Consider the following 10,106-nt stretch of genomic DNA (forward strand, 5'->3'; position numbering starts at 1 on the left):
TCAAAATGCACAACGGGTATTCTATTGTATCGTATTCCAAATAAAAGTAGTGGATAGAATCATTATAAAAAATATTAGTTTTCCCTCTTAAACTGTAATTATCATCAAATAAATCTTGATTGGATTCTATTGCTGAAATTGTATTTTGATAATCAATTTTCTTAGAACAGCTTATTGTTTCTATAATAAATATGCTAATAAGAAGTTTTCTCATTCTGTTTAATATGATATACAATATGTTAAAATACATATTTTTAAACAAAAAAATCCCTCAATTTCTTGAAGGATTTTAAATTTTATTTGATCTAAAAAATTAATTACAACCACTCATCATCATCTTCTGAATCTTCTAATTCAGCATCGATGAATTGAATATAAAATGCAACAATTTCTCCTTTTTCATTGTATCCAAAGTAAGCGGGATAAATTCCTTCACCAAAACCAGCTTGAAAAATTGGCGATTTGAATTCTGTATTTGGAATTGTCCAATTGATCCAATCTCCTTCTTCTGATTGATATTTCGGATTATTTTTAGCGTTTTCTACAAATAATGCATTGAAATAATCATCATATAAATTTACATCACCTTTACTTTCGAATTCATCAATAAACTTTACAAAAGAATCTTTTGCTTCTGCATCAACAATTGTTGCTAAACCACTTTCAATAGAAAAACCAAAATATTCTCCTTCTTGTAATTCGTCAATCAACTCAATTCCTTTCATTGCTTCTTCATAACGAACAGGTTTTTCGTTTGTAAAAGCAACTTTGATACAACCAATCAAATTCTCAACATCACCATCGTCTTCAAATTTTACGATGCTTGCAGTTACAGGAAAATTACCTTTTGGCGTTTCAAGGAAATAAGGATCTTTGTCCATTGATAAATATTCACCCAAAGGATCATTTACAAAGATTTTACCTGATGGTAAAGAAACTTCTCCCATTTCGATTTGGTCGATTTCTACACCTCCAATTTCTTTATCTGTAAAATATTTTTCTAAATCATTAGGAGCTAAAGTGAATTCTCTTTTAGATTCCCAAGTTTTTAACCATTCTGCTGTTGGTTGCATAAATTATTGTTTTTAAGTGGTACAAAATTACATTAAATAATGAGACTAGCTTAACTTTTATATGTTAGTGAAAAATTAAATTATCTTAATTTTTTTCTCAACTCGTTCTTATCAATATCATATTCTAAATGCATGATCGAAATTAAATCATCTTCAGAAAGTAAATTGTTTTTGTAATATTGAATTAAAAATGATTCGATTTTAGAAAATTCATTTAATGATTTTTGTAAAAAATAAGCTTCAACAAATTGATTATCTTTTGTTTTTAATGTAATTAAATTACTAATTCCGTGCGAACCTTCTGGGTTTTCGAACTCACCAAATTCTTTTACAGCTTTTCCTTTGTAATCTTCATTATCAATGACAATAGAAAATAAATCGTTGATTGAAAAAGTTTGATCCTTTACAGAAATTGTATCTTTTGTAAATGTCAATTTTCCATCAAAATTACCTTTCAATTCTGTAGTAGGTCTTTTAAAATAACCATTCCAATAAGCAACAGCAGTAGCTAAAAGCCCAATAAAAATGTAATAATACGTTTGATTTTTAAAAACTTTCAGCTCCAAAAACACAAAACTAATTACAGTAACGGCGAGAAATGATAAGATTACTTTCGCAATTTGTTTATTATTTTTTTTAGGTTTTTCTGGTACAAAAATTTCAAAACTATAACTATCCATGTGCTATTTCTTTACGAACTCTACTTAAACTTTCGGGTGTGATGCCTAAATATGAGGCGATCATCCATTGTGGTATGCGAGAAAGTTGGTTGGGATAAAGACGCATAAATTCTAAATAACGAGTCTTTGCAGATGCACCAAGTAATAAATTAATACGATCTTGTAAACTGCGCACATGATTTTGAATTAATTTATTTTGAGCAGCTAAATAATTTGGATTTAATCGAGTGATTAGATTATTTAATTTTTCATTCAATAAAATAACGGTAGAATCTTCTATTGCTTGAATATAAAACTTTGATTGTTGCTTACAAAAAGCACTATTTCTATCACTTACAATCCAATTTTCTGTTCCGAATTGTAAAACATGTTCTTTTCCGTTTTCATCTATTGTATAAGAACGAATAACACCAGATTCAACAAAAAAATAATCTTCGGAATATTCACCAGGTTCTAAAATAAATTCATTCTTTTTGATGTGTTTTACTACCAAAAATTTTTCAATTTCTACCCATTGTTCTTCTGTGAGATCAATAATATTTGATAAATGTTTTTTATAATTTTCCATATGTATAGGAATGTGCAACAAATTTAAGAGAAATTAATCAATAAAATTGTATCAATATTTGTTACAATTGAAAATTTTGTACTAAATTTGTCCCATCGATTTAGAGAAATGAATAATTTAAGATTTGCAACGGCGATTCATATTTTAGTTTTGACTGAAAAATTTAAAGGACAATTAATTACTTCTGATTTTATTGCTGGAAGTATTAATGTGAACCCTGTTGTGGTTCGTCGTGAAATAAAATTCTTGAAAGAAGCAGGTTTTATCGATTCGAAAAAAGGTAAAGAAGGAGGAATTTATTTAGTTAAAAATTCTGCTGATATTTTGTTAGGTGATGTGTATAAAATTGTCAATCAAGAAAATGTTTTTGGACGAATGAATCATACCAATCCAGAATGTCCAGTTGGTAAACAAATGAATGACAATCTTGAAAGATTATTTGATAATGCTGAATCAGATTTAATTAAATCGTTAAATCATAAAACTTTAAAACAATTTTCTGATGAATTTCAGTAAAATTTTTTATCTTTAAATGTAACAAAATTAATTACAATATAAAATTAAATAAAATGAGAGTAGCAGTAATTGGAGCAACAGGTTTTGTAGGCTCACATATCGTAGAAGAATTGGTAAATAGAAATCAATCTATCAAAGCATTTGCACGAAATACTGACAAGGTTTTAGATAGTAAAAATGTAGCAAAAGTGGCGTTAGATGTAAACGATGTACAGGCTTTGGCGACAGATTTGAAAGGTGCTGATGTAGTTGTAAGTGCATTTAATGCAGGTTGGGCAAATCCAAATATTTATGAGGATTATTTGAAAGGTGCAAAAGCAATTGAAGAAGCAACTAAATTAGCTGGTGTAAAGCGTTTGATTGTTATTGGTGGAGCGGGAAGTTTGTATGTGAATGATCAAAAAGAATTACAAATTGTAGACACACCAGATTTTCCTGAACAAATAAAACAAGGCGCTTTGGCAGCGAGAGATTATTATAATATCTTGAAACAAGATAATGAGTTGGATTGGACAATGTTTTCTCCAGCGCCAGAAATGCATCAAGGAACATCTGGAGAGCGAAAAGGAACATATCGTTTAGGCAATGATGTACCAGTTTTCAATGCAGAAGGGCGTAGTATTTTGTCTGTGGAAGATGTTGCAGTGGTGATTGCAGATGAAATAGAAAATGCAAATCATATAAAAAGCAGATTTACAGCAGCTTATTAAGATATTTGAGTAAATTTACAATAAAATTATTTTTATAGGACAATTTTTTGTTTTTGGTACGGTTTGTGAAAAACAGATAACAAATACAAGAATAATGAAATTGTCAATCGCAATAGGAAGTTTAATCCTAAGTTTAGGATTTGTTCTAATATGCTCTTTTCTAAATCTTGGTGTATTTTTTAATCAACTACTTGGAGTAGTTTTTCTGTTCTGTAGTTTGTTTATGGGGTATTTAGGTTTCGTCAATTTATTTGATTACCTAAATCATTCAAGATTATTAAATAAAGGAGTAAAAGTAAAAGCACATATTATTGAAATAAAAAGAGGTTTATTAGGAGAAAATCATTTGCCAGATTATATAGTTGAAGTCTTTTATAAACATCCTAATAATGAGAAAATTTACTATACAGAGTTTGAATATTTTGGAGATGTTAATGCAAATGAGATTTTAAAAAAAGGAAAAGATGTCGATATCTTAATCGATCCTCAAAATCCAGAAAATATATATTATAAAAATATAATTTAAAAAAGGCTGTCCTAACAAATAGACAGCCTTTATTATTTTTATTAGGATAAAAACTATTGTTTGATATACGTTTTATTTCCGTTATCGTTGATATAGTATTTTCCACCTTTTGGTCCTACATAAACTTTGTGTCCATTGTAAGTCCCTGCAGTAGTTGTTTTAGCTACAGTCGTTTTTGTTTCTTTTTTTGGAGTAGTCGTTTTCTCCACTTTTTTTTCTGAAGCTACTTTTTTGTCATTGACTGTTTTAGCAGTTGCATCAGTTTTCTTAGTTGTAGTTGCTTTTACATCCTTTTTTGTTTCTGTTACTTTTTTATCAGTTGTAGCCTTTGTTTTTGCCATTTCTGTTTTAGCAGTTTTAGTTGGAGTTTTAGTTTGAGCAAATGCTACAGTAGATCCAGTAAATGCAAATAAGCTAAGCGCGATAGCTGTTTTTTTAATTAAATTCATTGTAATTTGGTTTTGAATTGTTATTTATATTCAGTTAAAATTTCTATTCAATATTAAATAAATTATCCACCAAAACAACCAAAATAAACTTAAGATTAGCTTAAGAATAATTATTTCAAATGATCCAATAACATTTCTGCTGTCGCTGGGTTTGTAGCTAATGGGATATTGTGTACATCGCACAGTCTCAGTAACATATTTACATCTGGTTCGTGCGGATGTTTTCCCATCGGATCTCTAAAAAAGAAAACCATATCTGTTTTTCCTTCTACAACTCGAGCGGCAATTTGCGCGTCACCACCAAGAGGACCAGATAGATAGCGCGTTACTTTTAGTCCAGTTTGCTCTGCATACTTTCCTGTAGTCCCTGTAGCAATAAATGTGATATTATTTTTGTTTAAAGCTTCTTTATGTTTCATTAAAAAATTGACCATTTCAGCTTTTTTTCCATCATGAGCGATCAATGCTATTTCCATATATTTTTTCTATTTAATCTAAAATCTTACTTTTGTACAAAGTTAGCAGAACAATCTTAAATAACGAGTTGTTTTAAGAATTATAAATAGTATACGACTATGAAATTTAATTTATTAACAGTAAAAGAAATTGTAAAATTAACGGCTGATGCTGTTCAAATTTCGTTTGATGTTCCTGAGGAATTACACGAAGAATACAATTTTTTACCTGGACAATATATCACTCTTAATATTAATGGAGAACGAAGAGATTATTCTTTGTGTGAATCTCCTAATGATAAAAAATGGAGCATTGGGGTTAAATCTCAACCAAATGGAAAGATTTCTTCTTATTTAGCAAATGAACTAAAAGTTGGTGATCAATTGGAAGTTTCTACACCAAGTGGACGTTTTACAATTCCAACAAAACCAAACGAAAAACGTACGTTATTAGCTTTTACGGCGGGTAGTGGAATCACGCCAATTATGAGTATGTTAGAGTTTACTTTGCAGACTGAAGAATGGGTAAATTTTCATATTTTTTATGTAAATAGAGATGAAAACTCAATCATGTTCAAAGAGCGTTTGACAGAATTGAAACAAAAATATCCAAACAATGTTTTTATTCATCATTTCTATACGCGTCAAGATCAAGAGAATTTTATTTACAACGGACGAATTGATGAGAAGAAGTTTGATTTAATTTTGAATCAAATTATTGATATCAATGAAGTCGATGAAGCAATGGTTTGTGGACCAGAAGAAATGATTTTGACTTTAGCGAAGAAAATCAATGAAGCGGGAATTATCGAGAAACATATTCATTTCGAAATGTTTAATCCTTCAGTGAAAACAGAAGATATTTTTACAAAACATGACGAAGGACCTCAAACGGTTCAAGTTACTGTAACACTTGATGGAGAAACTTCTGAAGTGACTTGGGATAGAGGAAAAAATTTGATTGATACAATGTTAGACGCTGGTATTGATGCGCCTTATTCATGTAAAGGTGGTGTCTGTTCGTCTTGTATGTGTAAGATAACGGAAGGCGAAGTGCATATCGGAGACAACTATGTATTAACAGATTCTGATTATGAAGAAGGAATGACGTTAGCGTGTATTTCTCGTCCAAAAACAGCTACTTTAGCAATTGATTTTGACGAAGTTTAAGAACAAAAAATATCTAATAAAAAAAGACGGAAATTATAAATTTTCGTCTTTTTATTTTATGATAATTTAATTTTCTTCATCAAACATTTCTTTGAATGAGACAAATTCTCTTCCAGGAAGAATCAAATTTAAAGCAACTCCAATTATAGAAGCTAAAGCCATTCCTTCTAAAGAAAATAAATCTCCAATGTGGATTGCTGCACCACCGATTCCAATGATAAGAATAACAGAGGAAATAATAAGGTTTCGTTTAATCTTGAAATCAACTTTATTCTCGATTAGCATTCTTAATCCGCTCGAAGCAATAATTCCGAATAATAAAATAGAAACGCCGCCCATAACTGGTGTTGGAATTGTACTTAATAAAGCTGAAACTTTACCACAAAATCCAAATAAAATAGCAAAACATGCTGCTCCAATAAATACATAAATGCTAAAAGCTTTTGTAATGGCTAAAACACCAATATTCTCGCCATACGTTGTGTTTGGAGGTCCACCTAAACAAGCTGCAATCATTGTTGCAATACCATCTCCTAACATCGATTTATCAAGACCTGGATCTTCGATTAAGTCTTTGTTCACGACTTTACTCAAAACTAATTGATGTCCGATATGTTCTGCGATTGGTACAATTGCGACCGGAATCATTAAGAAAATAACATACCAAGACAAAGTTGGTGTGTAATCTACAAAAGGAATGGTAAAATCTGGAATCATAAACCATTTAGCTTCTATAACAGGATTTAGGTCGACAACTCCCATCGTAATTGCAAAAAGATATCCACCAATAATTCCGACCAAAACTGGAATTACACTCAAAAAACCTTTACTGAAAATTGCTGTAATTATCGTGATAATTAAGGTAACAAAACCAATTATAACATAGGTTAAATCATATTCACCAGAAGGATTATTTGTCACCATTTTGATTGCTGTAGAAGCTAATCCCAGACCAATTACCATAATTACTGGACCAACAACAATAGGGGGTAAAAGTCTCATTAACCATTTTGTTCCTGCCGTTGCTATAAATAGTGCGACCAATGAATAAGTAACTCCTACCAAAAAACTACCAACCAAGAAACTTCCTGTCGCAATTCCACTTTCTGGGTTTGTTTCTAAAGCTTTCATTGCGATAATTGGATTGATAAAAGCAAATGAAGATCCCAAATATGAAGGGACTTTTCCTCGTGTAATTAAGATGAAAACTAAAGTTCCGATTCCACTCGAAATTAATGCAATTGCTGGAGACATTCCTGTCAAAGCAGGAACTAAAACTGTTGCACCAAACATTGCAAAAAGATGCTGTATACTTAATAATATACCTTGTCCTAACTTCGGTTTTTCGTCGATCGCTAAGATAATATTTTGGTCATTTTGTTGACTCATTTGTAAAAGAAATTGAAATTGTTTTGTTTGAATGCAAAAGTAGCTCAAAACGATTAATAAGTATAGAAATCATATAACTATTTAGCGAAATCTTGTAAATGGTTTTGGAACAATTCTATCGAAATTTGTAAGACAAAAATCAAAGAGTTATGGAAACAAAAGAATTAAAATTCAAAACAAATATAAATTGTAGTGGTTGCGTGAGCAAAGTGAAACCTTTTTTAGATAAGTTAGATGGTTTAGAAGCTTGGGAAGTTGATACTGATAATCCAGACAAAGTTTTGTCTGTAAAAATTAATCAAGCAACAGACGAAGAAATTATTGATACAATTGAGGAAGTTGGTTTTTCAGCTGAATTAATTGAGGAATAGATATTTTTTTAGGTAGAATGACTTATTTTTTGTGATAGTTTAAGTCAATATAATCTCAAGTTAATCTTGTGTTGACTTGAGATTTTTTATTTTTTCGAAATTGTAGAAAGAAAAGTACGCCCATAGCAAGTTGAAGAATAAATAATAAAATAATCCAAGTATTCATTTTTGCTGCAAAATCAGATAATTGATTGTACATTACATCATATTTATCTACCGAAGTTTCAGCTATATTTTTCACAAACTGTATATCGTTCGATTTTTCAATGAGCATAATTTGTTCACCTTTATAACCTTCATTTTTATTCGGAACAACTTCAATTTGATTAGCGCTTACAAAAAACAGAAAAATACTAATGATTGTAGATAAAAATAATAGAAAATAATTGATGTATTTCATGAGTTAGATTATGTTTTGCAAAGATACACTAACTTTTATTAGCTTGTTGTATATGCGCCAAATGATGATTGCAATTCCAAGCATAAATCGCAAGATTTGTTTACTGATGACGAAATTTTTTGTCCCAATCACTTTCAACAAAAGAATTTAACAAAGTAACCCAACGTTGATGCAGCCTTCAGAACGATATTATTGTTCGAATTTAGGTTCTGAAAGAGAGGTGATTTCATTCTGAATTTTTTGTGGAAACTCACGAATTGTTAAAATTCATCATTCAATAGATTCTTTGTTAAATGATGTTGAAATTTCAAATTTTCTAGTGTTTTCATATTGTTCTTAAGTTTAAGAAATTTTTACAACTTTACTGATAAAAATTATTCTATTTTGTTAAAACAAGTCACTAACTTTGCAACTTCAAAAAATAATTGTGCAAACCAAACGCATCATAAAATTTGTCACGATACTGATTATTTTTATAATTCAGTTTCTGTTTTTATTTTCGATAATGAACGAAAGAATAGAACATTATCTTGTTCCTTACATTATTGCTGCAATTTGTTTACTTTTGATTGTGGTTTACCGCAAGTTTCCACTGCATCATCACGAATATTCTTTTGATCGTAAAACTTTGGTTTTATGGATTCCTATTGCAGCAATAATTACATATTTGATCAATAATAAATTAGGTTTAGGCGGTGTTTTTTCTGCAGGAATTATAGGAACTTTAGGTTCTTTTTTAACGAAGTTTAATTCTCGTTCAGAATATCTAAAACAAATTGCAGGACCAATTTATTGTGGTGCTTTCATTGGGATGACTTCGCTTGATTTTCAGTATGTTTATTGGATGATTATTTCGGCTGGAGTTTTTACTGCCTTGTTATTTTTTGCTACAAAATCTTTATTTGTTGGTGTGGGTGGAAAGCTAGGAACATTAGCATTTATAGGCGTTTTGTTGAGTATGTTGTTGTTTAAATTAATTATTGGCTAATGATTATTGAATTTTTAATATTAATGATGTTTTCAATAATTGCTTCATTAACAACATATGAATTAAACATTCGTTTCAAACAAGGTCCAGTTCGTGCCTCTGCAATGATTGCAATGATTGTCGGTGGATTTTTCTATTTTTTTCCAACAATTTTACCAGAGTTTTATACCAAAAATATTCCGTTGTATGTAATTGGCGGAACTTTCATTGGAATGGTATCATCAACCATAAATATTAGTTATTTTTCGTTAGTTTTTTCTCCAATTTTATTTGCAGTTTTATTGCATTATACGAGCAAAATTTTCAATGGTTATGGAGGGGCATTAGGTACAACTGCTTGTATTTCGTTGATGTGCACAATGGCATTTCCTATTATCACAAAAAATAAAAAGGTAACATATGGTTATCGTCTAATTCGAATTATTTTTAAGAAAAGAAAACGTAAGAAAATTATTAAACGAAAAGTTTAATCAAAACAATTGAAAACAATCTCTCCCAGTATTTTACTTTTCCAATAATTGATCTGTTTAATTTCTGATTCACCTAATAATTCTAAATCAGAAATGTTTACTTTTTTATTTAATTCTTTTGGATTTAGAAGGATCAAACTTGAATTTACTTCGGCTTTTAATTGTGAAATTAATTCAATAGGAAAGTCAATAAATTTCAAATCAAAGCATCTATTTTTTTCTACACAAGCAAAGATTAAATAAGTTGAATTTACTATCAAATAAAAATTTTGTTTTGTCTTTTGATAATTAATTTTAATTTGATAAAAGTTAGAAGAATCAACCCGTTGTGCATTTTGATT

General features: G+C 29.7%; 16 protein-coding genes. 7 read left to right on the forward strand and 9 right to left on the reverse strand.

Annotated features, from left to right (window positions below; translation table 11 throughout):
• From B2X73_RS03980 to B2X73_RS03995, 4 genes are all read right to left on the reverse strand, one after another.
• Window positions 1-214 (reverse strand): hypothetical protein (locus B2X73_RS03980; RefSeq protein WP_291059145.1); only part of this gene is annotated, 214 nt, incomplete at its 3' end.
• Between the two features lie 103 nt (window positions 215-317).
• Complete coding sequence (locus tag B2X73_RS03985; RefSeq protein WP_038335748.1) at window positions 318-1,073, reverse strand: DUF4241 domain-containing protein; 756 nt, start codon at window positions 1,071-1,073, stop codon at window positions 318-320.
• 80 nt (window positions 1,074-1,153) lie between these two features.
• On the reverse strand, window positions 1,154-1,753 hold the full coding sequence (locus B2X73_RS03990; protein WP_219035245.1) for a hypothetical protein: 600 nt from the start codon (window positions 1,751-1,753) through the stop codon (window positions 1,154-1,156).
• Window positions 1,746-2,321: a Crp/Fnr family transcriptional regulator gene (locus tag B2X73_RS03995; RefSeq protein ID WP_125349347.1), complete on the reverse strand. Its 576-nt coding sequence runs from the start codon at window positions 2,319-2,321 to the stop codon at window positions 1,746-1,748. The genes B2X73_RS03990 and B2X73_RS03995 overlap by 8 nt, the downstream gene beginning before the upstream one ends.
• A gap of 108 nt (window positions 2,322-2,429) precedes the next feature.
• Here B2X73_RS03995 and B2X73_RS04000 point away from each other — a divergent pair, with 108 nt between their 5' ends.
• The 3 genes from B2X73_RS04000 (at window position 2,430) to B2X73_RS04010 (ending at window position 4,073) form a co-directional block, all read left to right on the forward strand.
• Window positions 2,430-2,837 (forward strand): RrF2 family transcriptional regulator, encoded by a 408-nt coding sequence (locus tag B2X73_RS04000; protein ID WP_221854439.1) that lies wholly within the window; start codon window positions 2,430-2,432, stop codon window positions 2,835-2,837.
• A 53-nt stretch (window positions 2,838-2,890) separates the two neighbouring features.
• Window positions 2,891-3,547 carry an NAD(P)-dependent oxidoreductase gene (locus B2X73_RS04005; RefSeq protein WP_125349349.1) on the forward strand — a complete coding sequence of 219 codons (657 nt, stop codon included), beginning with the start codon at window positions 2,891-2,893 and terminating at the stop codon, window positions 3,545-3,547.
• A gap of 94 nt (window positions 3,548-3,641) precedes the next feature.
• Entirely contained in the window at window positions 3,642-4,073 is a 432-nt protein-coding gene (locus tag B2X73_RS04010) for a hypothetical protein (protein ID WP_125349350.1), read from the forward strand.
• A 53-nt stretch (window positions 4,074-4,126) separates the two neighbouring features.
• Here B2X73_RS04010 and B2X73_RS04015 read toward each other — a convergent pair whose 3' ends face one another.
• The gene (locus B2X73_RS04015) at window positions 4,127-4,522 is read right to left on the reverse strand and encodes a hypothetical protein (RefSeq protein WP_125349351.1); all 396 of its coding nucleotides are present in this window, start codon (window positions 4,520-4,522) and stop codon (window positions 4,127-4,129) included.
• A gap of 110 nt (window positions 4,523-4,632) precedes the next feature.
• Window positions 4,633-4,998 (reverse strand): methylglyoxal synthase, encoded by a 366-nt coding sequence (locus B2X73_RS04020; protein WP_019973715.1) that lies wholly within the window; start codon window positions 4,996-4,998, stop codon window positions 4,633-4,635.
• Window positions 4,999-5,097: 99 nt separating this feature from the next.
• Between B2X73_RS04020 and B2X73_RS04025 the strand changes: the two genes are divergently transcribed.
• A complete protein-coding gene (locus tag B2X73_RS04025; protein WP_125349352.1) occupies window positions 5,098-6,147 on the forward strand; it encodes a 2Fe-2S iron-sulfur cluster-binding protein in 1,050 nt (349 codons plus the stop codon).
• 66 nt (window positions 6,148-6,213) lie between these two features.
• Here the strand turns inward: B2X73_RS04025 and B2X73_RS04030 are convergent, their stop codons facing one another.
• Window positions 6,214-7,536: a solute carrier family 23 protein gene (locus tag B2X73_RS04030; protein ID WP_221854442.1), complete on the reverse strand. Its 1,323-nt coding sequence runs from the start codon at window positions 7,534-7,536 to the stop codon at window positions 6,214-6,216.
• A gap of 149 nt (window positions 7,537-7,685) precedes the next feature.
• Here B2X73_RS04030 and B2X73_RS04035 point away from each other — a divergent pair, with 149 nt between their 5' ends.
• On the forward strand, window positions 7,686-7,907 hold the full coding sequence (locus tag B2X73_RS04035) for a heavy-metal-associated domain-containing protein (protein WP_038335762.1): 222 nt from the start codon (window positions 7,686-7,688) through the stop codon (window positions 7,905-7,907).
• 55 nt (window positions 7,908-7,962) lie between these two features.
• Here the strand turns inward: B2X73_RS04035 and B2X73_RS04040 are convergent, their stop codons facing one another.
• The gene (locus B2X73_RS04040; protein ID WP_221854443.1) at window positions 7,963-8,307 is read right to left on the reverse strand and encodes a hypothetical protein; all 345 of its coding nucleotides are present in this window, start codon (window positions 8,305-8,307) and stop codon (window positions 7,963-7,965) included.
• A gap of 505 nt (window positions 8,308-8,812) precedes the next feature.
• Between B2X73_RS04040 and B2X73_RS04045 the strand changes: the two genes are divergently transcribed.
• Both B2X73_RS04045 and B2X73_RS04050 read left to right on the forward strand, forming a co-directional pair.
• A complete protein-coding gene (locus tag B2X73_RS04045) occupies window positions 8,813-9,295 on the forward strand; it encodes a hypothetical protein (protein WP_115000270.1) in 483 nt (160 codons plus the stop codon).
• Between the two features lie 23 nt (window positions 9,296-9,318).
• Entirely contained in the window at window positions 9,319-9,765 is a 447-nt protein-coding gene (locus B2X73_RS04050; protein WP_147279982.1) for a hypothetical protein, read from the forward strand.
• Here B2X73_RS04050 and B2X73_RS04055 read toward each other — a convergent pair.
• The coding region (locus B2X73_RS04055) for a hypothetical protein (protein ID WP_291051821.1) at window positions 9,762-10,106 on the reverse strand (345 nt) is incomplete at its 5' end. The genes B2X73_RS04050 and B2X73_RS04055 overlap by 4 nt on opposite strands.

Origin of the sequence: Empedobacter sp. UBA7252, from assembly GCF_002472765.1 — a bacterium.
GTDB lineage: Bacteria > Bacteroidota > Bacteroidia > Flavobacteriales > Weeksellaceae > Empedobacter > Empedobacter falsenii_B.